This window comes from Adhaeribacter terrigena (assembly GCF_016623615.1).
Taxonomy (GTDB): Bacteria; Bacteroidota; Bacteroidia; order Cytophagales; family Hymenobacteraceae; genus Adhaeribacter_A; species Adhaeribacter_A terrigena.
The window spans coordinates 155,806-177,911 of sequence record NZ_JAEHFX010000003.1; the positions used below are offsets into that span (position 1 = coordinate 155,806).

Genomic DNA, 22,106 nt, shown 5'->3' on the forward strand with positions numbered 1-22,106 from the left:
TGATAAGCAGAACTTCCGGGATTCAGACTTTAAAAACGCTACTGATTTTTAGCGGCAAAGTCTTCGAAAGAACCTTTTTTGTAATGGTTTTCGGCATAGTAACGCAGCAGGTTATCGAATTTTTTCACGTCGTAGAAACCCATTACAGGGGCCAGCATGTTGAATTTTTCGTCTAAATAAACGGTGCTCGGGTAGCCCATTTTGCCTTGCAGCAGTTCGGCGGCAATTTCGTTTACGCCCCAGTCGGTTTTAAAACGGTAGGTTTTTCCGTTCAGCACGATCTCTTCTTTGGTTTCGGCATTCAGCTTCACCGCGTAATAATGTTTGTTCACATAAGCGGCTGTTTTGGCATCTGAAAACGTAGATTTATCCATTTTCTTGCACCAACCGCACCAGTCAGTATAAATATCGACCAGGATCTTGCGAGGCTGTTTTTTATTCAGCTTTTCGGCTTCCTGGAAGGTGATCCATTTAATGGATTCTTCCTTGGTGTTTTTATTGATTTGCTTGTCTCCGGACGAAAAGCGGAAGGCCATGACGGCGAAAACGAACAAGAGTAATGCTAAAAAACGGTAGGGTTTCATGGCAAAAAAGTAAAGGTCTTTACAAATATAAAAGATTTACGCTCACTTTTTGTAGTTATTACTGTTTTTGAAGCTGCATATCAACTGGTTCCGCCAGCGTGCTGCGTTTCCGGAAAATTCCCTGGGTTGGCGAGAACAAAAAGGCCAGTCCGCAGAGCAGCCCTGCCACAACCGCAATAGCCGCCGCAATGGAGCCGTTCAGCATTACCGCCAGGAAATAACCGCCCGCCGAAGCCACTACCCCGACCAATACCGACAAACCCAGCATCACCTTAAAATTATCCGTCAGTAGATAAGCGGTAACCGGCGGCGCCACAATTAAAGCCACCACCAGAATAGCCCCCACCGATTCGAAAGCCGCCACCGTTGTCAGCGATACGGCGCTCATTAGGAGGTAGTACCAAAGCGAAGTGGAAATGCCAATAGCCGCCGCAAAACCGGCATCGAAAGTGGTCAGGAAAAGTTCTTTGTAACCAATACCAATGAAAAGCAGAATCAAGATTGTAACCGAACCGAGGGTCCAGATTGTGGTAGGGCCAAGATCGTAACCGGATTCGGTAATCCAGCGGTTAAGCGGCACGTAGGCAATTTCACCGTAAAGCACGCAATCCTGGTCCAGGTCTACCTGCCCGGCAAACAGCGATATGAGAATAATGCCAATGGCAAAAAGCCAAGTGAACGTTACGCCAATAGCGGCATCGGCTTGTACTCTTATTTTCCGGTGAAAGAACTCGATCAGGAAGGTGGTGAGTACGCCAAACAAGCCGGCTCCGAGCAAAATCAAAGGCGAATCGAGCGAGCCGGTAAACAAATAGGCGATCACAATTCCGGGCAGTACCGCGTGCGAAATCGCGTCGCCGACCATGGCCATCTGCCGCAGAATTAAATAGCAGCCCAGCAAACTACAACAGGTAGCTGCCAGCGAAGCCGTTAGTATGATCCAGAAAGCATCCATGTTTGGTTACTGTTTATAATTCATAGCGTAGGGTTTAAACCTACGCTACAGAAAATCTTTATTAATAAAATATTGCGTCATCCAGACGTCAGGAGGGAACTATCGCATATAGAACCTGCAAGTGATTTGATTACGCCGAACTTTGTTTATCGCTCAGTCGTTCAAAATTCCATTGTAATTCCCATAAGTTTTCTCGACAGGTTCGGAATGACCGTTATTATTTGTGTCCTCTAAATTATTGCGTCATCCCGACGCAAGGAGGGATTTCATCCAGTTGGTAGTAGCTTTTATTCTGGCTTCCAACCAGCCCGATGAGATCTCTCCTGTCGTCGAGATGACCGGATAATGTGGATTTCCTCACCGAAAAAGAATTTACCTCTTTGATTTCTCACGGAATCCTTGATTCATGTGGGTCTGTTTCCGGATAACCCAGTTGCTCCAGAATTTTAGCTTCCAGTTCCGGCGTTAGAATATGCTCGATATTTTCGGCGTCTTCGTGTACGTGGTCGGCGGCAATGTTCAGGTATTGGGTCAGGTACAATTCCCATAAGCGGTGCAAACGGACTACCCGCTGGCCGCGAGTTTTGCCTTCGGGCGTTAAAAGCCAGGTATTTCCGGGATCTCTTTTCAGATAACCCTGGCTGCGGAGCCGCTTCAGGCCTTTCATTAGTCTGCCCGACGGAATTTCCCTTTTTTCCTGCATTTCGGCCAGGCTTCGTCCGCTAAAAAAGGAACCGTTCTGTTCGCCTAACTGGTACAATAATTTCAGGATATTCTCATCCAGGATATTCTCGCGGTTATTTTTCTGCCGGTACATTCGGCCCAGCCAGCCTTTTTCCGGCGCCAGAATAAAACTGCCAATAGCCAGCACCGAAACGATCATCACGATCCAGGGACCCGTGGGCATGGCAGGCGCCACGTACGACACAAATGCGCCGCTGAACCCGGAAAAAGCCCCGATCACAGCCGCGATCAGGATCATTACGCCCAACCGGTCGGTCCAGAAACGGGCGGCGGCGGCGGGGGTAATTAAAATAGCTGCCATCAATACTACGCCAACTGCCTGAATGCCAACTACTACGGCTAAAACCGTAAGCGTCGTTAAAATCAGTTCCAGCATTTTAACCGGAAAACCCAGCGTATGCGCATAAGCCCGGTCGAAACACAGCAGTTTAAATTCCTTGTAGAACAAAAGAATGGTTATGAGCAAAATGACGGCTACCGAACCAAAGGTGATCAGGTCTTCACCGACCAGCGAAGCCGCTTTGCCGAACAGGAATTTATCGAGCCCGCTCTGCGAAGCATTGCCGCCATGCTGAATGGCCGTAAGCAACAGTATCCCAAAACCGAAAAAAACCGAAAGCACCAAGCCAATGGCGGCATCTTCTTTAATGCGTGTGCGGGACGTAATAAAATCGATACAATAAACTGAAAGCCAGCCGGTAATAAATGCGCCGATTAGTAAATAAACCGGATTTTTGGTGCCAGATAAAATAAACGCTAAGCAAACGCCCGGTAAAACTGCATGCGCAATGGCATCGCCAACCAGTGCTCTTTTCCGAAGCAAGGTAAAGCAACCCACCACCGCCGAACTGGCCGCCAGCAGCACCGAACCGAAAGTCACGAACCGGACATTGGCATCGGAGAAAGACAGAAATTCGGTTAGCGTTTCCATTTAGTAGCTTTGGCCGGGTTTTCGCGGGCCGGAAATTCTTTTTTGCGCAGCAGTTCGCCCACTTTGGTTAAAACGGTGAGTTTGCCGCCGTAGGTTTTTTCCAGCAATTCCTGATTCAGCACTTCGGCAGTAGGGCCGGAGCCAACCAAACGCATGTTAAGCAAAACGGTCCAATCGAAATATTCCACCGCCGATTGTAGATCGTGGTGTACTACAATAATGGTCTTGCCGTTATCGCGCATGGTGCGGAGCAATTCGATGATCGCATTTTCGGTGGCAATGTCTACTCCGGCAAACGGTTCGTCCATAAAATAGATATCGGCATCCTGGGCTAGGGCGCGGGCTAAAAATACGCGCTGCTGCTGCCCGCCGGAAAGCTGGGAGATCTGCCGGTTGGCATACGCCTGCATGCCTACTTTAGTCAGCGCGTCCATGGCGGCATCTTTATCGGCTTTTACCGGTCGCTTAAATAAACCCATTTTCCCATAGCGGCCCATTAAAACTACATCGTAAACCGAAGCCGGAAAATCCCAGTCCACCGATTCACGTTGCGGCACATAACTTACCTGCTGTCGCACGGCTTTCAGTTCCTGATCGTAAATTTTAGCATAACCGCTGCTGACCGGGATCAAACCCATAATGGCTTTGATGAGCGTAGACTTGCCAGCGCCGTTCGGACCGATTATCCCGATCAGGGAATTTCCAGGCAACGTAAGGTCGATGTCCCATAAAACCGGTTTGCGGTCGTAACTAACGGTAAGGTCATGCACCTCAATTACCGGATCTTTAACCTGAACGATCATAATTCTGCGCCTTATTTTAATGCTTTTACAATGGTACGCACGTTGTGCCGTACCATGCCAATATACGTTCCGGCTTCCGTTCCTTCCGCGCCCAGGGCATCGGAGTACAACGTGCCGCCGATGTTGATCTCGTGGCCCCGGTCGCGGCAACCAGCTACAACCGCTTCAATGGCTTTGGGAGAAACTGAACTTTCCACGAACACCGCTTTGATCTTATTTTCCACGATCATGTTCACCAGTTCCGAAACGTCGCGCAAGCCAAATTCCGAAACCGTGGAAATGCCCTGAAGCCCTTTTACTTCGATTTTATAAGCCCTGCCAAAATACCCGAAAGCATCGTGTGCCGTTATCAGAATACGTTGCGGTTCCGGCACCGACCCGATCTCGCTGATCACCCAGGCATTCAGCGAATCCAGATCCTGCACATATTTGGAAGTATTCTTTTCGTAAGCAGTCTGGTTTTTAGGATCCTTTTCCTGAATTTTCAAGCTGATATATTCCACGCTTTTTTTCCAGAGTGCCACATCGAACCAGATATGCGGATCGAAGGTGGTGCTGAATTCCTTGCTTTTACGCAGCCGGTTTTCTTCAATGCCAACGGCAGCGGCAATTACGGTTTTTCGTTCCGCCAGTTTTTCCAATACTTCGCCCATCTTGCCTTCCAGGTGCAGACCATTATATATGATGATGTCGGCTTCCTGGAGTTTCCCCAGGTCGCCCTGCGTGGCTTTGTACAAATGCGGATCTACGCCGGGGCCCATAATGGCTTCCACTTCGGCCAGGTCCTGGGTGATGTTCAGCACCGCATCAGCCAGGATTCCGGTGGTGGTTACGATCTTCAGTTTACGGTTGCTCAGGTCGGCCTCTTTGGTGTTTTCCACTTTGCAGCCGGCGGTTAAAACCAGCCAACCCAAAAGGAAAGTCAGGGACAAATATCTGTTCAGAAAATGCATGCGTGCTTGAGAAAAAAAGGTTAAGCGGATACAAAAATGTTCTTGGAAACCTCCGCTGAAAGAGATAATTGCTTTTTGTTGTCCAGATTGATTTCCAATGAATTATCGTATTCTACTTTATCGGTTACTTTAATCTTAGCGCCCAGGTATATTCCGATCTTATCGAGGTGCTGTAGAAAAAGCGGCTGCGAATCTTTTACGCCCATCACAATGCCAGCCTGGCCGGGTTCAAGTTCCGAAAGCAATACCTGTTGCTTCATGGTCATCAGGCCGTCTTCGGTCGGGATCGGGTCGCCGTGCGGGTCGTATTTGGGGTAGCCCAGGAATTCATCGAGCCGCCGGATCATGAGTTCAGAAGTGATGTGTTCCAGTTCTTCGGCTACCTCGTGTACCTCGTCCCAGTTGAATTTCAGTTTGTCTACCAGGAAAACTTCCCAGAGCCGGTGTTTTCTTACCAGTTGCAAAGCTGTTTTCCGGCCCGCTTCGGTTAACGTTACGCCCCGGTATTTTACGTAATTGATGATCTCCTTGTCGTTCAGCCGCCGCAACATATCACTTACCGAAGCCGCCTTGGTTTGCATCACTTCCGCAATGGCATTGGTGTTCACCGCCCCATCGCCTTCCTGCGAAAGCTTGTAAATGGCTTTGATGTAGTTCTCTTCGGTGTAGCTTAGCATTTTAATTGTTGATTGTTAATTGCTGATTGTTAATTGATTTTGTGTTTCCTTGTTGGTTGGTTTATCATCTTTTTTGTTTATTTACAGACTTTGCCATGTTTATTTCTAATACTTCTTTAAACCAAAAAAAGACTTGAAAACGGTAGGGTTTTGTCCCTGAAAACTCCATAAACATAAACCACTCAATCAACAATTAACAATTTAGTTTTACCACCGCATCAGCGCCGAAGCCCAGGTGAAACCGGAACCGAAAGCCGCCAAGCAAACGAGGTCGCCTTTTTTGATCTTTCCTTCCTGCACGGCTTCGCTCAACGCAATGGGCACGGAAGCGGCCGTGGTGTTGCCGTAGCGCTGGATGTTGCTGTACACTTTTTCGGCCGGCAAACCCATTTTCTGTTGAATGAATTGCGTGATCCGGAGGTTTGCCTGGTGCGGGATAAGCATTTCAATATCAGTAGACTTGTAGCCGTTGGCTTCAAGTGCTTCGTTAATTACTTCCGGAAAACGCTGCACGGCGTGTTTGAAAACGGTACTGCCGTTCATGTATGGGTAAATGCTGCCTTCATCTAACATCTGGTGGGTGAGGCGTTCTTTCTTGATGCTGCCCGGATCGATCACGGCCAGCTCTTCGGCAAATTCCCCTTCGGCGTGTAAATGGGTACTTAAAATGCCGCTTTCATTATTTTCGGCAGGAGTGAGGACCGCTGCGCCCGCGCCATCACCAAAAATTACCGATACGGCCCGGCCGCGGGTAGAAAAATCCAGACCCGAAGAATGGATCTCGGAACCCACCACCAGAATGTTGTTGTACATGCCGGTTTTAATGAACTGATCACCTACCGATAATGCATAAACAAAACCCGAACACTGGTTTCTCACGTCCAAAGCCGGAATGTTGTGCAAGCCTAATTCGCGCTGCATCAAAACGCCTGAACCCGGGAAGGTATAGTCTGGGCTCAGCGTGGCAAAAATGATCATGTCTACGTCCTGAGGCTTTAAGCCGGCCATTTCCAGTGCTTTCAAAGAAGCTTTGGCGCCCATGTTGGCCGTAGTGTCTTTGCCTTCTTCAAAATAGCGGCGCTCCTGGATCCCGGTCCGCTCCAGGATCCATTCATTCGTAGTGTCCATCAGTTTTTCAAGATCGAAATTGGTTACCACTTTTTCCGGCACATAATGACCAATGCCGGATATTTTAGAATTGCGCAGTGTTTTGGTTTCCATAATGCAAATATAAAGGTTTTTTGATAAGTTTAGATAAGTCTAAAAATATTTTTACAGTGTTTATAACAGTGTTGTAGTTAGTTTTTTAAGACTTTTTGAGTGAAAACTGAAAGCAATTTTTCATCTTCACTCTTCCAGAAAACATTAGCTGGTCGGCCATCAGCATAAAACGGCTCGGTGAGCAATCGGTTCAGGATTTTTTCCGGCTCCGGGTGAGTGAAATCAATGCTGAAGCCGGCCTGGTTTTCTGCTACAGGTTTCAGCCATAACGGATTTTCGGGCAAAATCATTATCAGGCCGTTGGCCAGGTACTCGAAAAGTTTGGTAGGCAGGCAGTTGCGCGTGCTTTCGTTGGGCCGGTAAGGTAAAAGGCCAACGGTTGCTTCCTGCATGGCTGCCACGATCTGCGCGTGCGGTACCAGCGTATTCCCGCCAATAAGCTTGATGTAAGTTTTGTCCTTGATGGCTGCCTGCAGTTTCTCAAAAGTGCTTTCCTGCGGACAATACCCGATGATCGTTAACTGAACCCGATTTTCCAGGTTATGCAGGGCGTCAGTCAGCTTGATCGCCTCCCAGATGCCATATACTTCTGAAATAGTGCCTGAATAAAGCAGGTGCAGGTTTTGCGGCTTTAACTTTATGGGAAAATTGCTCGCAGTAAAAACATTTTCAGGTGCTGATTTGTATTTGTTTTCCAGAACGGTATAGTTTCCGGCTAAAAAAGTCAGTTCGTGGGCATAGCATTTTTCGGCCAGCAAATAATGCCGGATAAAGGGTGCAGCCAAACGCTCGATGGACCGGACACCGTTTGCTAAAATCCACCGGAGTGCTAAGGGATAAGTCGGCTGAAAATAGATGTTGTTGTAATAGTTTTCCTGAATATCGTATAAAATTACCGTTCTGTTAAAAATCCTATAAAGCAGCGTAACGGGCAGTAACTCATAGGTGGTAGCTACAATGACCTCGGGTTTTAGTTGAAGGAGTAATTTATAATATTTCCATTGTGCCATAATTCTACCCAAACTTAAGCGCCGGAATTTAAAAATGGGGTGAAAGTGCAGCTTTTCGGAATTGCTAAGATTTTGAGCTGAAAAACCGGCCAGGTGGATCTCGGTTCCGGGGAGGTTGGCCAGCGATTTTCCCAGCTTTTCGAACATGCGCACATCGTTGGCCGGTTTTAAAAGGGAAGCAAGCAGGATTCGGGTTTTTCGCATCGGCCGAAATATAGTATTTTTGAACCGGAAATATAACGAATGCCTCTATGAGCTTGCAAACAATAATTGAAAATGCCTGGCAGGACCGCAGCCTGTTGCAGGACGTGAAAACCCAGGAAGCGATTCGCGATGTGCTGGAAGAGCTCGACAAAGGCCGGATCCGGGTGGCGGAGCCCGAGGGCGAAAACTGGAAAGTGAACGAGTGGGTAAAGAAAGCCGTGCTCATGTACTTCCCGATCCAGAAAATGGAAACCATTAAAGTCGGCCCGTTCGAGTTTCACGATAAAATTGCTTTGAAAGAAAACTATGCCCAGCTGGGCGTAAGAGTAGTACCCCATGCCATTGCCCGTTACGGTTCTTTCGTAGCCAAAGGCGTGATCATGATGCCTTCTTACGTGAACATTGGAGCCTATGTAGACGAAGGAACCATGGTTGATACCTGGGCCACCGTAGGCAGCTGCGCGCAGGTTGGCAAGAACGTGCACCTGAGTGGCGGTGTAGGTTTGGGCGGCGTATTAGAGCCCGTGCAGGCCGCACCGGTCATTATTGAAGACGGCGCTTTCATTGGTTCGCGGAGCATTCTGGTGGAAGGCGTACGGATCGGGAAAGAAGCAGTGATCGGCGCCAACGTGTGCATTACGGCCAGCACCAAGATCATCGACGTTACCGGTTCGGAGCCGGTTGAGTTTAAAGGTTACGTGCCGCCGCGTTCGGTGGTAATTCCGGGTAGCTACGCCAAGAAATTTGCCGCCGGAGAATATCAGGTTCCCTGCGCCCTGATCATCGGTCAGCGAAAAGAAAGCACCGATCTGAAGACTTCTTTAAATGACGCGTTGCGCGAACACGCGGTGGCGGTTTAATTTCTGGAAAAACGCTATAAAAAAGGCTGCCAAAACTGGCAGCCTTTTTATTTACATTCCGGGAACGAAGCATTGGCTTAAATTGCCCGAGCGGTTTTCAGGCATTTTCTGCCACGATTCCTGCTGGTTTCAACTTCCCCGGTAAGTAGAATACCCAAACGGCGATAAGGTGATTGGCACGTGATAATGCTGCTCGTCTTTGAGTTCGAACACTACTTCAATGAACGGGTAAAAAGTTTGCTGGCCCTTTTTCGCAAAATAAGGACTTACGTGGTAGGTCATTTTATAAATACCCGTTTTGGTTTTACCGTCCTGTTTCAGAAAGTCTTTGATCCGGCCATTGTCGTCGGTGAACTTTTCTTCCAGCATAGTCCAGTTGCCTTTAGAATCCTGTTTAGAGAGGGTAATTTTAACGTTTGGAGCCGGTTGGCCGCTGGTAATATCCAGGATATGGCTCGAAAGCTGGTACTTCGTTTCCTGCGCCTGGCAAATTCCGGTTGTGGTTAATACAATGGACAGCAAAAAAAGGTAATGCTTTATTAGGTAATGTTTCATGGTAAAAAATGAAAGGATTAAGTGGCTTAATATTCAGATGCTTTAAAAAAAAAAACACTGATTCGGAGTGAAATAATTCGATTATATAATTGAAATATTCAGTTCCATAAATATTAGCCATAGCTTTAACCAATAAATAGAAAAATTGTTTCGATCAGTTCATAAAACTAAGCCTTTCGCAAGTCCTGAAGGAAAAAAATAAGGCAACAAAAAGTCCCGAAAGCTATCTCCCGGGACTTTGCCTTTATAAAAATGCTATGGTTTTCGGTCCAAAAAGTAGGAATGAACGTTAAATCCGGGCAGCTTCATTTATCCTGATCACTACATTCCCGGTTTTCTGCCCGCTTTCCACATATCGATGCGCTTCCACAATTTGATCAAGATTGTAATACCGGTCAATCACGGGACTGAACTCACCCTTTTCAGCTAATTCCTTGAAAAAAATCAGATCATCATGGGTTAACTTCGGGATGGGAAACAAAATTCTTTTGCCGCTTTTAAAGGCTCCTATTAACCCCTTCCAGATGTTCTCGCCATTTTTGCCCAGTTCGGTAGAAATGTAAACGCCTTTTTCCGTCAACAGTGGTTTACACTGCCCGAAAGAGCTTTTCCCGACCGCATCAAAAATAAAGCTGTACGTCTGGTTTGTTTTGGTAAAATCTTCCTTTTCATAATTGATCACCACATCCGCGCCTAAGTTTTTTACCAGCTCAACTCTCACAGTATTGCAGACGGCTGTAACGTGGACTCCGAAATGCTTCAGTAATTGCACTGCCGCCGAACCAATGGCCCCGGTGGCGCCATACACAAGCACATTTTGTCCGCTGGTTACCTTTGCTGCCCGGATATTATTCAAAGCATAATGAGCACCTTCGGTTAAGGGCGCAGCTTGCTCATAGGTGAAATTTGCCGGAAGGTGAGTGAAAGTATCGTTTTCGTTCAACGTAAGGTATTCGGCGTGGCCACCGAACTTTTTCGTGTTCAACCCAAACACCTTGTCGCCGATTTTATAAGTGGTAACCTGACTGCCAACGGTTTCTACTTCACCAGCAAATTCACAGCCCAGCGCCAGATAATTCGGTTTTAAGAGCCCGCTCCACAACCGGTTCAGTACGTATTCCGCGCTCCGGAAACCGCAGTCAGTCCGGTTCACGGTGGAGGCAAAGACCTTGATCAGGACCTCATCTTGCTTTGGTTCCGGCTTGGTAACTTCCTGAATGCTGATAACTTCCGGAGGACCATATTTTGTGTTGACGGCGGCTTTCATAGCGGTGCAGTTAGAATGGATGCGTATCTTGAATGAATTAATATAGTGTAATAATAATATTCAAGTAAAGCATTAATTCGGAATTTACCACGAGGTGCAATGTTTTATTCGCTGGCTTTATAGAATCTTGGGCAATAAAAAAGCACAGCTAATCAGCTGTGCTTTTATGTTTTGATAGCGAAAACGCTATGCTTTTGCGGACAAAAACTGCTTATGAAGCAATAGCCGCCTCGTTATTTCTCTTTTTAAACCGGTCAGCAACGATCAGGTCTTTCGTGCCGTGATTCCAGGAATAAAAACCCTGACCAGATTTTACGCCTTTGTGGCCCGCCTGTACCATGTTTACCAATAACGGGCAAGGCGCATATTTCGGGTTACCGAAGCCGTCGTGCAATACGTTAAGGATAGAAAGACAAACGTCCAGGCCAATAAAATCAGCTAACTGCAACGGACCCATCGGGTGCGCCATTCCCAGTTTCATCACAGTATCGATTTCCTCCACGCCGGCCACGCCTTCATATAAAGAATAAATGGCTTCATTGATCATCGGCATGAGAATACGGTTCGCAATAAAGCCCGGATAATCGTTTACTTCGGTCGGGGTTTTGCCCAGCGCCAGGGAAGTTTCCATTACCAAGCGGGTGGTTTCGTCGGAAGTGGAATAACCGCGGATAATTTCTACCAGTTTCATAACCGGCACCGGGTTCATAAAGTGCATGCCGATCACTTTTTCCGGACGGTTGGTTACCGAAGCAATTTTAGTGATGGAAATAGAGGAAGTGTTAGAAGCTAAAATGGCTTCCGGTTTGGCGTGCAGATCCAGTTCTCGGAAAATGTTCAGTTTCAGGTCAACGTTTTCGGTAGCCGCTTCAACGATCAGGTCCGCATTTTTTACACCTTCCGCCACCGAAGTAAAAGTTGAGATGTTTTTAAGGGTAGCGCCTTTTTGTTCTTCGGTTAAGTTGCCTTTGGCTACGATGCGGTCCAGGTTTTTAGATATAGTAGCCAGGGCTTTGTCTAAAGCCGCCTGCGAAATATCGATAAGGGAAACCTGGTAGTTGTTCTGGGCAAAAACGTGCGCAATGCCATTGCCCATAGTTCCGGAGCCAATTACTGCAACTTGTTTCATATAAAAAAGCGTAGGGTTTAAATAAAAATATGATGTTTCAATTCAAAATTCTGCCGGTAAAGCTACGGCTTATTTGCCTAAAATTTAAGCCGGTTCTCCAAAAAAGTAGCTTTTTAAAGCGGGTGCTTAAAAAAAAATATGCTGAAATAAACGGTAGGGCAATTGGCCTGAAAACCCGCAGGTTATCTTTTTTCAACAGGGCAGGATCTTTTTGAAGACAGCTTGAAAATTTTCTATATAAATCTTTTACAATATTCCTGCGTACAAGCTATCATTATTCCGGAAAACGGGGTTAAAACATTTAAAACCGGCTTTATTCCGGGTTGCTTTAAAAGCTTTAAACCTGCTTCCGAAATAAAAGTGCAAACAAACACAAGCTTATAAACACTTACAAAAACTATGGGAAATTTGCTTTATATCATCGCCGTGATCCTGGTCATTTTCTGGCTTATCGGTTTTCTCGGCTTTCCAAACCAAGTTGGGAATATTATTCATATTCTGCTCGTAATTGCCATCATTGCGGTGGTGATCCGGCTAATTCGCCGGGCGTGATCTGTTCTTTTTAATTAAATAAATGTTAAACCAACCATATTCATCATCATGGGAAATTTATTGTATATTATCGCTTTAGTATTAGTTATTCTGTGGCTTATCGGCTTTTTAGGCTTCGGCGATTCGGTAGGTAATATTATTCACATTCTGCTGGTAATTGCTGTAATTGCCGTTATTCTGCGTCTGATCCGCGGAAATGCTTAGCAACCTTTAACTGGAAATAAAAAAGCCGTCCTGAATTTATACAGGACGGCTTTTTTTATGCTTAAAAAGATCTTTACAGGTTAATAATGAAAACCGGGCGGATTACCGGGTTTCGGTAAAAAGATCTTCCGTTCTGGTTCAGATCAAAAAGTACCATCAGATCTAGTCCGGCCCGGTCGCTGAACATCTGCCGGTAACCGGCGCCCGCCAGAATTACGGAAAAATTATCCCGGAAGTCTACCATTTCGTATTCGGCATGCCCGAAAAATGTTTTATAAACCATGCCCTGCGCAAACAGTTTTCCCCCCAGCAGCGAACCATCGAAATAAGGATCATTGATGTAGAAATAGCTTAAGCCTGTTCCAACCGTTAATCTGTCAGTAAGCCGGTATCCTAAAATCGGCGCAGCGTTTATGTAAGTATAAGTGCCGAATGAAATGCCAAAACTGCCACCGGTAATATATTTTTTCCCGAGCGGATTGTCTTCGGTTGGTTCTTTCGCGGTTTTTACTTTTACTTTTTCCTTGACTTTTACTTTTTCCCCTTCTTTTACCGGAGGTGTTGGCGGGGTTACGATTACGGGCGGTGAAACTACCGCCGGCGGCATGCCCGTATTCAGTTCCGGTTTCTGGTAAATCGTATCCGGAACCTGGGCATAAGTATCGTGGGCAGCCAGCCACGAAAAAACAACTAAAAACGCTATGGTTTTCAGGTAAAAAAGTAAACCGCGATGCGTCATAAAGGGTTTGGTTTAAGCGGGAAACGCTTTTTAAAGTCCAGGATTGTGCTTAGTTCAACACTTTTTCGGCATACATTTTCTGGCGCAGCGCTTTAATGTTTTCATCCGCCAGGTATTCTTCGTAAGTCATGCGCTTGTCAATGATACCTTTCGGTGTCAGCTCAATAATGCGGTTGGCAATGGTTTCTACAAACTGCATATCGTGCGAAGCAAACAGCACCGTGCCCTGGAAATCTTTCAGACCATTGTTCAGCGCCGTGATCGATTCGAGGTCTAAGTGGTTGGTCGGTTCATCTAAAACCAGCACGTTACCGCTTTGCAGCATCATGCGGCTTAGCATGCAGCGTACTTTTTCCCCTCCGGAAAGTACGTTCGCTTTTTTCAGAGATTCTTCCCCGGTAAACAACATGCGGCCCAGGAAACCCCGGATAAAGCTTTCGTCTTTTTCTGCGGAATACTGGCGCAGCCAGTCTACCAGGTTCAGGTCGGTATTGAAATATTCGGCGTTATCTTTCGGGAAGAAAGCGGAAGTAATGGTAGTGCCCCATTTAAACTCTCCTTTATCGGCCTTCATTTCATCCATAATGATCTTGAAGAAAGCCGAAGCGGCTAAATCGTTACGGCCTAAAATGGCAATCTTATCGTTTTTCTCTACCGTGAACGTAACGTCTTTAAAGATCATTTCGCCCTCGATCGATTTTTGCAGGTCGGTAACTTCTAAAAGCTGGTTACCGGCTTCACGCTCCTGTTTGAACTGGATGTAAGGGTACTTCCGGCTCGAAGGTTTAATATCTTCCAGCGTAAGTTTGTTCAGCAATTTCTGGCGCGAAGTAGCCTGTTTCGATTTGGAAGCGTTGGCCGAGAAACGACGGATGAATTCTTCGAGTTCTTTTCGCTTATCGTCGGTTTTCTTGTTGGCATCGGTGCGCTGTTTTAAAGCCAGCTGGCTCGATTCGTACCAGAAAGAATAGTTACCGGCAAACATCTGGATCTTACCAAAATCAATATCGGCTACGTGCGTACACACCGCATCCAGGAAGTGGCGGTCGTGGGAAACTACAATTACCGTGTTTACAAAATTATCGAGGAAGTTTTCCAGCCACAGAATAGATTCGGAATCCAGGTGGTTGGTAGGCTCATCGAGCAGCAGAATATCCGGGTTGCCAAATAAAGCCTGCGCCAATAAAACGCGCACTTTTTCAGAACCGCCAAGATCCTTCATTAAAGAGTAATGCAGGTCTTCTTTAATACCCAGGCCGCTTAATAATTCAGCTGCTTCATATTCAGCGTTCCAGCCTTCCAGATCCGCAAATTCACCTTCCAGTTCCGAAGCCCGGATACCATCTTCTTCCGAGAAATCGGGTTTGGCGTAAATAGTCTCTTTTTCCTGAATGATCTCGAACAGACGCTGGTGCCCCTTAATTACAGTTTGCAACACCGGCATTTCATCGAACTCAAAGTGGTTCTGCTTTAAAATAGCCATGCGCATGCCCGCCGGAATTTCTACCGTGCCCGTGCGCGGGTCAATCTCGCCGGAAAGTATTTTCAGGAAAGTAGATTTGCCCGCACCGTTCGCCCCGATCAGGCCGTAGCAGTTGCCGGGAATAAATTTAATGGTAACGTCTTCAAATAAAGTGCGCTTGCCGTACGCCAGGCTCACGTTGGAAGTACTGATCATAAATCGAAAGAAAAAATGGTATGTATTTCGGCCGCAAAAGTACGTAAATAAAATGGCTTTCGCGAACCAGATCAGTTTTTAACCGAATTTTAATAACGTTTAGTTCCGGCCTAAAACCCTATAAATGAAGACTTAAAAGCCAAAGCCTGAAAAAAACAAGGAGAAACCACAACACTCAGCCATTAAAATAAGTATAGGAAAACGAGAATATTTCTGAGGGCTGGCTTTCAGAGGAATTCCGTTTGTTAAAATTGTTACCAAACTTTATCAAAATACAACTATGGCTTTACATTCTGCTTCCATCGAAAAAACGGGTGCCTGGTACGGTTTCCTGAACGGGCTTTGCCTGATTGTTTACGGGATTTTTTTACAAGTTACAAACCTGGTAGAGGTGCCATTGCTGCGGGTTGGATTTATGATCGTTACCATTGTTTTTATCTGCATGGCTATTGTAAGCCTGAAACGCGGCAGAGATGGCCGGCTGGATTATTTACAGGGTATAGGCGTAGGGACACTTACATCCATTATCAGTTGTTTGATGTTTGCTTTTTTCACGCTGATCAATATCCAGTTTTTCAGCTCCCGGATCATCGATATCTTACGCAGTGAAAACATGATGGGCGAAAACCTGACCGTTTCTACCGTATTTATGGTTATTACGATGATCGGTTTTGTAGGCGGCGCTATCACTTCTTTTATTGCCATGCAATATTACAAACGCCCTGACCATAAATTAACCAAGTAATTAATTGCTCATTTATAAAAAAAAGAACCGGGCCGTAAGCCCGGTTTTTTTTGTGGCTGTCTATACCGTTTTTTCCTATATAGGCTTTAGGGTTATTTCTTTAGAATACCATTGATGTGTTGGGAAAGTGCAACTACCAAAAAAATATAACCTCGTTTATTATAGATAGAAGTTAGCTGCTACGGCTATTAGTAAATGAATTTTTTGCGCTTTAATCCAAACTCCTATGAAAACAAAGCTACTACTTTTAATGCTATTTTTTATTTTATTCCAGGTTCGGGCGCAGGATAATTCGCTGGAAGTGCCCACCATCAAGAATCATGGCAAAGTTGATGTACCAGCAGAAAACCAGTATTTAATGCGCCGGCTCTTACTCAATCAGACCCAGTTCGAGCAAATTGAAAACATTAATACTGAACGCAACCAAATGCTGGAAATGGTGGCTGGCATGTACCGTTTCGATCCGGAAAATTACAATAAGAAAAGGCTGGAACTTGAATTGCAGTTCGATGCTGAATTTGAGAAAGTGTTAACCAAACAACAGTTCTCCGAATACCTGGCCATAAACGGCCGCACGCCGGAAAAAGAAACACCGGAAGACCAATTGAATAACGAAGGTGAGAATTCGCAATTGGCTGTTCAACCTGAAGAAACCTCCGAACCTGCCAAACCAACCTTCAACGATCAGATCCATGCCATCCTGGAAAAAGCTACTTCCATTAAAATCGATTCAGCCCTTATCGCCAAGCAAGATACTTCCGATTTTGAGCCGCTTACGCCGGAAGAAGAAAGCCTTCTTAATGGTTTAAGACCCCTGAATGCTACCCTTATCGCCATTCAGGCTGATACTGCCAAAAAGCCCGCCGCCGTAGCAAATGCAAATACAGATACCGAACTGAAAACCGATGGCGAATGCAAAACCTGCTATGCCGTGGATCCGGAAGACAGTACAGCTCAAAAATCGAAACTGATCGCGCTGAAATCTTCGAAAAAAGCTGCTCAAAAAACCGATCTTCAGCAGGAGTGGAAAGCCGCTGAGGAAAACAGCAACAATGAAACTAATTCCGTGGCCGAAACAGATTCTTTGTTTTCTGAACCTAAAGACGAAACGTCAGCGCCGGAAGATCCTGCTCCTGAAAAATCGCAGTCGATTGCCGTAGAGCAAGACCCAGCAGAAAGTGATGAAGAAGCCCCGCTGACTAATACTGAAAGAAATGAAAATTCGCTCGTTATACCAGCCGATGAAGTGAAAAAACTAAGGGAAAACCTGCCGCCAGCTAATAATAACGGTATGGATTCAGAAGAGGAAACTGCCACCCAGGAACCTGAAATCCCGTCTTTAGCCGAGCGACTGCCTTTAAATAAATCGCTGGCCGAGGAACTGGAACCTTAGCCGATGCCGCTCTGAACGTGAAAACAAACTTGCGAGAGAACCGCCCCGAAGAAATTCGGGGCGGTTTTGCTATTTTTTGATCGGCTGTTCGTAATTCATTTCAATTACAAACCCCATAGAATTCATGCGTACCTGTAACTTATTTGCGCTGGAAAGGTATGACTTCTGGGTGCATTGCGGTCCGGGTTCTATGTAATAAAAATAGATCCGCTCACTTTGATCCGTCAGTGAGGTTGCTTCCGGTTTGCCAAGCAGCTTCTGGATCTCTGTTTCACGCAAACCCAGTAATTCTGGTCGCACTTTTTCTAACTCCGGTAACAGTTCCAGACGATTATTTTCACAGGCCAGTGAATCTTTTTGCCATGCTGCGGAATTAAAATTGTTTTCCGGTAGTTTTTTAGTACACGCTGTAACTAAAAAAAGAAAAAGTATAAAGTTTCTGTTTATCAGTTTTTTATGGGAAAAAAACTGCCGGCTTTTTTGTAGTTTTTCTTTCAGGTTTGAAACTAATTTCATAAATTCCACATTGAATCGGCTAAAGTATTAAAAAAAAACCTTTCACTATGCACAGATTTACGGCGATTATTGCAGGACTCATTTTTTTTAACTCTTCTTCACCTGCTAACAGTAATAACAATTCCTTTTCTGTAGCAGACCGCAATCTAACGGTGGAATCGGCCCGGATCGCCACTTTTGAGCTGAACATCAATAATACTTATACCGGCTTACATTTGCAGCAGGCCGGTTTAGATTATGAAGTTTTCCGCAAGGCTCTGATCGGATATTATAATCTGAAACGCAACAATCAGCCGCACACTGTAAAAAAATCTGTATTAAGTATCATCGATTTCAACAAGGCCAGCTCCGAGAACCGCCTTTGGATCATCGACCTGAAATCGAAAAAACTCCTGTACAAAACCCTGGTGGCCCACGGCAAGAATTCCGGCGAAAATTTCGCCCGCCGATTTTCCAATGTTCCTCAATCGGAACAAAGCAGCCTCGGTTTTTACATAACCCGCCAGACCTATTTCGGCAAACACGGTCTTTCTTTAAAGATAGACGGCATCGATAAAGGCTTTAACACCAATGCCATGCAGCGCGCCATTGTAATTCACGGCGCGAGCTACGTGAGCAAAAGCTTTGTAGCACAGCACGGCCGTTTAGGCCGGAGCCAGGGTTGTCCGGCTTTACCGGTAGCGCAAACCAAAGAAATTATTCAAACCATAAAAGATAATTCCGCCATCTTTATTGCCGGCCCGGAGCCAAAATACGATTCTCCTTACCTGGCTCTGGAACCTGCCGTAGCTAAATTTGCCCTGGAACTGGAAAATGCCCAGAACAACATTTAATAACCTTCCGAAGAAAACTGATTTCTGAAAAAAAACCACTCCGTTGCCGGGGTGGTTTTTTTGTTTGAAAGCATACCGTTTTGGCTGGAATTTAAGCCCGGTCGCCGGTATGTTTAATCAAGCTGATGCCGGAAAAGAAAAAGATCAGCCCGACAATAAAAGGTACCAAAGCCGTAGCGGTATTCATGCTCAGGCCGGCCACGTTTTTGCCGCCGCTCATAAAAGAATAAGCGCCCATAATAATGCCGATTATACCCAGCACAGTAAGTATGGCTCCGAAAGTTCGTTTTAAGTTCATGGTTGTAGGTTCTTTATAAAAAAGCTGTTTACGGCAATTTATATTTTCGGTTAAGCAGCCTTTGGTAATAAGGTTTTATTGCAACCCAATTCCGGTTTCCGCGTTCACACAACAGCCGCCGGAAATTGCGGTGCCAACCCCAAAATATTCGATCCGATCAATCACCAACCTAATTCAATATGCGCGGCTCACTCCGATATATTATTGCCATCCTGATCGCCGGTTTTTCGCTTGTAACATACTGGTGCAAACGCGAAAAAAATGAAATAACCGGCGAAATGCAGCACGTAGACATGACCACTGAACAGGAAATTGCTTTGGGTTTACAGGCAGCGCCCGAAATGGCCCGGCAATACGGCGGACTGCACCCAGACCAGGAAGCCGGCCGCCGTGTAAAAGAGATCGGGCAGCAGATCGTGGCGCGTACCAAAGCCGGCGATTCACCTTATGAATTCGATTTTCATTTATTAGCCGATGAGAATACTGTGAACGCCTTTGCCTTGCCGGGCGGACAGATCTTTATTACGGCCGGTTTGCTTAAAAATCTGCAGACCGAAGGCCAGCTGGCCGGGGTTTTAGGCCACGAAATCGGCCATGTGGTTGCCCGCCATTCTGCCGAGCAGATTGCTAAATCGAAACTTACGCAAGGCTTAACGGGCGCCGCGGCCATTGCTGTTTACGATCCCGACCGGCCTAGTACTGCCGCCGCTGCAGCAGCTTCTGCTATGATCGGGAAACTGATGACCTTGAAATATGGCCGCGACGATGAATTAGAATCTGACCGGTTAGCGGTTCGGTTCACCACCGAAGCCGGTTACGACCCGACTGCCATGATCCAGGTGATGGAAATTTTGAACCAGGCTTCAGGCGGTAGCCGCGGCATGGATTTTTTCCAGACGCATCCAAACCCGGAAAACCGCATCGGCGAAATTCAGGGCGCTATTCAGAAAGAATATCCAAACGGCGTGCCTTCCGGCCTTATTAAATAAAATAAGTTGCCACACCGGTTTAAAAGAATGCCGTTCAAAACGGTATCGATTCAGAGTTTAAAAGTATGAATTTATAATTATGGCTGCCAACAAGCTTGCCAACGTATTATTTGTAGTAAATCCGGTCTCGGGCGATATTGAAAAGGGAACCGTAAACGAAACGATAGAAGCATTCTGCCTGTCGAACCAGATCAATTTCGGATTTTTTGAAACTACCGGCGAAAACGATCTGCAAAACCTGAAAACGATCCTGAAAAAAGAAAGTTACCAGGCGGTTTTTGCCGTTGGCGGCGACGGAACCTCGCACCTGGTAGGTTCTGCCCTGATCCATTCTTCCACGCCCATGGGTATTATTCCAATGGGGTCGGGCAACGGACTTTCCAAAGATGTAGGTATCCCGCAAACGCTCGACGATGCCCTGGGTATTCTGCTGCATTACCAGGTCAAAGCAATCGATACGCTTTCGGTGAATAATGAGATCTGCGTGCACCTTACTGATTTGGGTTTTAACGCGCTGGTAGTAAAAAAATTCAGCGAAGGGGAGAAACGGGGAGCAGCTTCTTATGCTTTAATAGCCATGCAGGAATACCTGACTTACGAGCCTAAATTGTATACTATAGAAACCGACAACGGCAATTTTAAAGGTCCGGCTTTTATGGTTACCATCACCAACGCCAACGCTTTCGGAAGTAACGCTACCATTAATCCTTCCGGCATTATAGACGACGGCAAATTCGAGATCTGCATTATTGAGCCATTTCCCAAAGCGTCCGGCTTGCAAATTCTTTACCGCCTTTACAACGATTCTATAGAAGCTTCCGATTATTCACGCCTGATCAGTTGCCGGCGGGCCGTGATCAACAATACCGAACAGGATGTTTCGCAGGTGGATGGAGAGCCAATGGACTTAGGCGAACAAGTTACCATTAAATTGCTGCCAAAGAGCCTGCTATTGCTTTTGCCAAAACCAATGTCCGTTTCGGAAGAATAATATTGATAGCGGCATGATCCAAAAAATCATTTCCTAAAAAATACGGCGACTTATATGGTTCGTAAGGGAAAGCAATTTAATTTGCATGGGCCTGACTTTTGCATGTTCAGGCCCGTAATTTTATGAAGAAATATCCGCAGGTATTAAAAATAGTTTTTTGTTTTTGGCTTTTATTTATCGGAAGTGAGATTCAGGTTTTGGCGCAAAATTATAATAGCCAGAAACGGGTTTCTGTTTACACAACCCATTTTCCGGAAAGTAAGGCCCGGATCAATAAATTTATTAGCCGGCATTCCATCCGAATTCAGAAAAAAGAAGAAATGGCAGAGCGAATTTCGGCCGAATTTGTAATGCCGGAACATTACCTGACGGCACTCGACTCACTGATTCCTTCGTTGGGTTGGGTGGTAGATAATTCGCTTACTTCCCAGGATTTTCAGCAACATATCCGACAGATTAAGATCAATCTTCAGGATGAAGCCGAAGAACAAAACCGGCTGCAGGAACAATTACGCCAGCCAGCTTTAGAGCCCGCACAAAAACAACAACTACAAAGCCGGATAGAAAATAGCCTGAGCAACAGAAAACGCCTGCAACAGGAACTCCGGAATTATGAAGATTACGATTCCCTGGTTTTTGTTGCCATTAATATTTACGACGAAATAACGTACCCCACCGGAAACCGGAAAATTACATTCGTAAATATGCCAGGCGTGGAGTATAGTTTATTAATTCCGGAAAACCCAAAAGCCGGCACCAGCAACGATCTTTATCAGGGCTATCTGATCAAATATCTTTTCACGCGGGGCAAAAGTTATCTTGATCTGGGCGTTTATAAAGCCGTAGATAATAATCGCGCCGATTCCACGCGCATCAACGAATTATTCCTGATCAATTTCGGGCAGGATTTTTATCCGCGCCATTTTGGCCGGGGCAAACGTAAATACCTGAATTTATATACCTGCTATCAGATCGGGGGCTTTATTATTAATCGCAATAACGACAAGCACAACACCTTCAATCCAAACCTGAACATAGGCTTGGGCGTGGAGATTTTTAAAAGCAAACATATACTTGTAGATAATAAAATAAGCTATTTTCTGCCTCTGAACGAACTGAACCGCAACCTGCGCAGCTTATCCTATAATGCTTCGCTGAATTTTGTGTTTTAGAAATTTTCAAGCTTTGCCGGTTTAAAAATGCTATTGTTTTTCGCCGGAAAAGTAAAGCACAATGCAAGATTTTTAAACTTGAAAAGTGTCTTTCTTGGATTTT

24 protein-coding genes are annotated in these 22,106 nt (G+C 45.7%); 9 read left to right on the plus strand and 15 right to left on the minus strand.

Annotated elements, in window-relative coordinates; translation table 11 throughout:
• Positions 1 to 38 precede the first annotated feature (38 nt).
• The 8 genes from I5M27_RS07415 to I5M27_RS07450 all read right to left on the minus strand — a co-directional run bounded on the left by I5M27_RS07415 (position 39) and on the right by I5M27_RS07450 (position 8,082).
• Positions 39 to 584, minus strand: coding sequence for a thioredoxin family protein (locus I5M27_RS07415; protein ID WP_234462434.1), 546 nt, complete (start codon positions 582 to 584; stop codon positions 39 to 41).
• Positions 585 to 642: 58 nt separating this feature from the next.
• Positions 643 to 1,539, minus strand: coding sequence for a metal ABC transporter permease (locus tag I5M27_RS07420; RefSeq protein ID WP_200505568.1), 897 nt, complete (start codon positions 1,537 to 1,539; stop codon positions 643 to 645).
• 388 nt (positions 1,540 to 1,927) lie between these two features.
• Positions 1,928 to 3,214: a metal ABC transporter permease gene (locus I5M27_RS07425; protein WP_200505569.1), complete on the minus strand. Its 1,287-nt coding sequence runs from the start codon at positions 3,212 to 3,214 to the stop codon at positions 1,928 to 1,930.
• Entirely contained in the window at positions 3,202 to 4,017 is an 816-nt protein-coding gene (locus tag I5M27_RS07430; protein WP_200505570.1) for a metal ABC transporter ATP-binding protein, read from the minus strand. The genes I5M27_RS07425 and I5M27_RS07430 overlap by 13 nt, the downstream gene beginning before the upstream one ends.
• A gap of 11 nt (positions 4,018 to 4,028) precedes the next feature.
• On the minus strand, positions 4,029 to 4,970 hold the full coding sequence (locus tag I5M27_RS07435) for a metal ABC transporter solute-binding protein, Zn/Mn family (RefSeq protein WP_200505571.1): 942 nt from the start codon (positions 4,968 to 4,970) through the stop codon (positions 4,029 to 4,031).
• Between the two features lie 20 nt (positions 4,971 to 4,990).
• Complete coding sequence (locus I5M27_RS07440) at positions 4,991 to 5,647, minus strand: metal-dependent transcriptional regulator (protein WP_200505572.1); 657 nt, start codon at positions 5,645 to 5,647, stop codon at positions 4,991 to 4,993.
• 207 nt (positions 5,648 to 5,854) lie between these two features.
• On the minus strand, positions 5,855 to 6,853 hold the full coding sequence (locus I5M27_RS07445; protein WP_200505885.1) for a 3-oxoacyl-ACP synthase III family protein: 999 nt from the start codon (positions 6,851 to 6,853) through the stop codon (positions 5,855 to 5,857).
• 92 nt (positions 6,854 to 6,945) lie between these two features.
• On the minus strand, positions 6,946 to 8,082 hold the full coding sequence (locus tag I5M27_RS07450) for a glycosyltransferase family protein (RefSeq protein WP_200505573.1): 1,137 nt from the start codon (positions 8,080 to 8,082) through the stop codon (positions 6,946 to 6,948).
• 47 nt (positions 8,083 to 8,129) lie between these two features.
• Here I5M27_RS07450 and I5M27_RS07455 point away from each other — a divergent pair, with 47 nt between their 5' ends.
• Positions 8,130 to 8,942 (plus strand): 2,3,4,5-tetrahydropyridine-2,6-dicarboxylate N-succinyltransferase, encoded by an 813-nt coding sequence (locus tag I5M27_RS07455; RefSeq protein ID WP_200505574.1) that lies wholly within the window; start codon positions 8,130 to 8,132, stop codon positions 8,940 to 8,942.
• Between the two features lie 129 nt (positions 8,943 to 9,071).
• Here the strand turns inward: I5M27_RS07455 and uraH are convergent, their stop codons facing one another.
• From uraH to I5M27_RS07470, 3 genes are all read right to left on the minus strand, one after another.
• A complete protein-coding gene (gene uraH / locus I5M27_RS07460) occupies positions 9,072 to 9,497 on the minus strand; it encodes a hydroxyisourate hydrolase (protein ID WP_200505575.1) in 426 nt (141 codons plus the stop codon).
• 289 nt (positions 9,498 to 9,786) lie between these two features.
• The gene (locus I5M27_RS07465; RefSeq protein WP_200505576.1) at positions 9,787 to 10,764 is read right to left on the minus strand and encodes an NAD(P)-dependent alcohol dehydrogenase; all 978 of its coding nucleotides are present in this window, start codon (positions 10,762 to 10,764) and stop codon (positions 9,787 to 9,789) included.
• 211 nt (positions 10,765 to 10,975) lie between these two features.
• Positions 10,976 to 11,893 carry a 3-hydroxyacyl-CoA dehydrogenase family protein gene (locus I5M27_RS07470; RefSeq protein ID WP_200505577.1) on the minus strand — a complete coding sequence of 306 codons (918 nt, stop codon included), beginning with the start codon at positions 11,891 to 11,893 and terminating at the stop codon, positions 10,976 to 10,978.
• A gap of 399 nt (positions 11,894 to 12,292) precedes the next feature.
• Between I5M27_RS07470 and I5M27_RS07475 the strand changes: the two genes are divergently transcribed.
• Both I5M27_RS07475 and I5M27_RS07480 read left to right on the plus strand, forming a co-directional pair.
• Positions 12,293 to 12,445, plus strand: coding sequence for a lmo0937 family membrane protein (locus I5M27_RS07475; protein ID WP_200505578.1), 153 nt, complete (start codon positions 12,293 to 12,295; stop codon positions 12,443 to 12,445).
• 48 nt (positions 12,446 to 12,493) lie between these two features.
• The gene (locus I5M27_RS07480; RefSeq protein WP_200505579.1) at positions 12,494 to 12,649 is read left to right on the plus strand and encodes a lmo0937 family membrane protein; all 156 of its coding nucleotides are present in this window, start codon (positions 12,494 to 12,496) and stop codon (positions 12,647 to 12,649) included.
• A gap of 73 nt (positions 12,650 to 12,722) precedes the next feature.
• On the opposite strand, the gene I5M27_RS07485 is transcribed toward I5M27_RS07480, so the two are convergent.
• Entirely contained in the window at positions 12,723 to 13,388 is a 666-nt protein-coding gene (locus I5M27_RS07485) for a hypothetical protein (RefSeq protein ID WP_200505580.1), read from the minus strand.
• Between the two features lie 49 nt (positions 13,389 to 13,437).
• Positions 13,438 to 15,066 (minus strand): ABC-F family ATP-binding cassette domain-containing protein, encoded by a 1,629-nt coding sequence (locus tag I5M27_RS07490; RefSeq protein ID WP_200505581.1) that lies wholly within the window; start codon positions 15,064 to 15,066, stop codon positions 13,438 to 13,440.
• A gap of 280 nt (positions 15,067 to 15,346) precedes the next feature.
• On the opposite strand from I5M27_RS07490, the gene I5M27_RS07495 reads away from it, so the two are divergent.
• Positions 15,347 to 15,811 (plus strand): hypothetical protein, encoded by a 465-nt coding sequence (locus I5M27_RS07495; protein ID WP_200505582.1) that lies wholly within the window; start codon positions 15,347 to 15,349, stop codon positions 15,809 to 15,811.
• A 226-nt stretch (positions 15,812 to 16,037) separates the two neighbouring features.
• Complete coding sequence (locus I5M27_RS07500; protein ID WP_200505583.1) at positions 16,038 to 17,204, plus strand: hypothetical protein; 1,167 nt, start codon at positions 16,038 to 16,040, stop codon at positions 17,202 to 17,204.
• 69 nt (positions 17,205 to 17,273) lie between these two features.
• On the opposite strand, the gene I5M27_RS07505 is transcribed toward I5M27_RS07500, so the two are convergent.
• On the minus strand, positions 17,274 to 17,720 hold the full coding sequence (locus I5M27_RS07505; RefSeq protein ID WP_200505584.1) for a hypothetical protein: 447 nt from the start codon (positions 17,718 to 17,720) through the stop codon (positions 17,274 to 17,276).
• 47 nt (positions 17,721 to 17,767) lie between these two features.
• On the opposite strand from I5M27_RS07505, the gene I5M27_RS07510 reads away from it, so the two are divergent.
• The gene (locus I5M27_RS07510) at positions 17,768 to 18,553 is read left to right on the plus strand and encodes a murein L,D-transpeptidase catalytic domain family protein (RefSeq protein WP_200505585.1); all 786 of its coding nucleotides are present in this window, start codon (positions 17,768 to 17,770) and stop codon (positions 18,551 to 18,553) included.
• Positions 18,554 to 18,644: 91 nt separating this feature from the next.
• Here I5M27_RS07510 and I5M27_RS07515 read toward each other — a convergent pair whose 3' ends face one another.
• Positions 18,645 to 18,851, minus strand: coding sequence for a hypothetical protein (locus I5M27_RS07515; protein ID WP_200505586.1), 207 nt, complete (start codon positions 18,849 to 18,851; stop codon positions 18,645 to 18,647).
• A gap of 179 nt (positions 18,852 to 19,030) precedes the next feature.
• On the opposite strand from I5M27_RS07515, the gene I5M27_RS07520 reads away from it, so the two are divergent.
• The 3 genes from I5M27_RS07520 (at position 19,031) to I5M27_RS07530 (ending at position 22,003) form a co-directional block, all read left to right on the plus strand.
• Positions 19,031 to 19,840 carry a M48 family metalloprotease gene (locus tag I5M27_RS07520; protein WP_200505587.1) on the plus strand — a complete coding sequence of 270 codons (810 nt, stop codon included), beginning with the start codon at positions 19,031 to 19,033 and terminating at the stop codon, positions 19,838 to 19,840.
• Between the two features lie 79 nt (positions 19,841 to 19,919).
• The gene (locus I5M27_RS07525; RefSeq protein ID WP_200505588.1) at positions 19,920 to 20,831 is read left to right on the plus strand and encodes a diacylglycerol/lipid kinase family protein; all 912 of its coding nucleotides are present in this window, start codon (positions 19,920 to 19,922) and stop codon (positions 20,829 to 20,831) included.
• Positions 20,832 to 21,151: 320 nt separating this feature from the next.
• Entirely contained in the window at positions 21,152 to 22,003 is an 852-nt protein-coding gene (locus tag I5M27_RS07530) for a hypothetical protein (protein ID WP_200505589.1), read from the plus strand.
• Positions 22,004 to 22,106 lie beyond the last annotated feature (103 nt).

Coding starts and splice junctions, on each gene's coding strand:
- I5M27_RS07520 (WP_200505587.1), top strand. CDS start 19,031: ATGCGCGGCTCACTCCGATATATTATTGCCATCCTGATCGCCGGTTTT.
- I5M27_RS07490 (WP_200505581.1), bottom strand. CDS start 15,066: ATGATCAGTACTTCCAACGTGAGCCTGGCGTACGGCAAGCGCACTTTA.
- I5M27_RS07440 (WP_200505572.1), bottom strand. CDS start 5,647: ATGCTAAGCTACACCGAAGAGAACTACATCAAAGCCATTTACAAGCTT.
- I5M27_RS07530 (WP_200505589.1), top strand. CDS start 21,152: ATGGCAGAGCGAATTTCGGCCGAATTTGTAATGCCGGAACATTACCTG.
- I5M27_RS07435 (WP_200505571.1), bottom strand. CDS start 4,970: ATGCATTTTCTGAACAGATATTTGTCCCTGACTTTCCTTTTGGGTTGG.
- I5M27_RS07450 (WP_200505573.1), bottom strand. CDS start 8,082: ATGCGAAAAACCCGAATCCTGCTTGCTTCCCTTTTAAAACCGGCCAAC.
- I5M27_RS07510 (WP_200505585.1), top strand. CDS start 17,768: ATGCACAGATTTACGGCGATTATTGCAGGACTCATTTTTTTTAACTCT.
- I5M27_RS07500 (WP_200505583.1), top strand. CDS start 16,038: ATGAAAACAAAGCTACTACTTTTAATGCTATTTTTTATTTTATTCCAG.
- I5M27_RS07495 (WP_200505582.1), top strand. CDS start 15,347: ATGGCTTTACATTCTGCTTCCATCGAAAAAACGGGTGCCTGGTACGGT.
- I5M27_RS07465 (WP_200505576.1), bottom strand. CDS start 10,764: ATGAAAGCCGCCGTCAACACAAAATATGGTCCTCCGGAAGTTATCAGC.
- I5M27_RS07525 (WP_200505588.1), top strand. CDS start 19,920: ATGGCTGCCAACAAGCTTGCCAACGTATTATTTGTAGTAAATCCGGTC.
- I5M27_RS07415 (WP_234462434.1), bottom strand. CDS start 584: ATGAAACCCTACCGTTTTTTAGCATTACTCTTGTTCGTTTTCGCCGTC.
- I5M27_RS07485 (WP_200505580.1), bottom strand. CDS start 13,388: ATGACGCATCGCGGTTTACTTTTTTACCTGAAAACCATAGCGTTTTTA.
- I5M27_RS07475 (WP_200505578.1), top strand. CDS start 12,293: ATGGGAAATTTGCTTTATATCATCGCCGTGATCCTGGTCATTTTCTGG.
- I5M27_RS07455 (WP_200505574.1), top strand. CDS start 8,130: ATGAGCTTGCAAACAATAATTGAAAATGCCTGGCAGGACCGCAGCCTG.
- I5M27_RS07505 (WP_200505584.1), bottom strand. CDS start 17,720: ATGAAATTAGTTTCAAACCTGAAAGAAAAACTACAAAAAAGCCGGCAG.
- I5M27_RS07480 (WP_200505579.1), top strand. CDS start 12,494: ATGGGAAATTTATTGTATATTATCGCTTTAGTATTAGTTATTCTGTGG.
- I5M27_RS07425 (WP_200505569.1), bottom strand. CDS start 3,214: ATGGAAACGCTAACCGAATTTCTGTCTTTCTCCGATGCCAATGTCCGG.
- I5M27_RS07430 (WP_200505570.1), bottom strand. CDS start 4,017: ATGATCGTTCAGGTTAAAGATCCGGTAATTGAGGTGCATGACCTTACC.
- I5M27_RS07515 (WP_200505586.1), bottom strand. CDS start 18,851: ATGAACTTAAAACGAACTTTCGGAGCCATACTTACTGTGCTGGGTATA.
- I5M27_RS07420 (WP_200505568.1), bottom strand. CDS start 1,539: ATGGATGCTTTCTGGATCATACTAACGGCTTCGCTGGCAGCTACCTGT.
- uraH (WP_200505575.1), bottom strand. CDS start 9,497: ATGAAACATTACCTAATAAAGCATTACCTTTTTTTGCTGTCCATTGTA.
- I5M27_RS07470 (WP_200505577.1), bottom strand. CDS start 11,893: ATGAAACAAGTTGCAGTAATTGGCTCCGGAACTATGGGCAATGGCATT.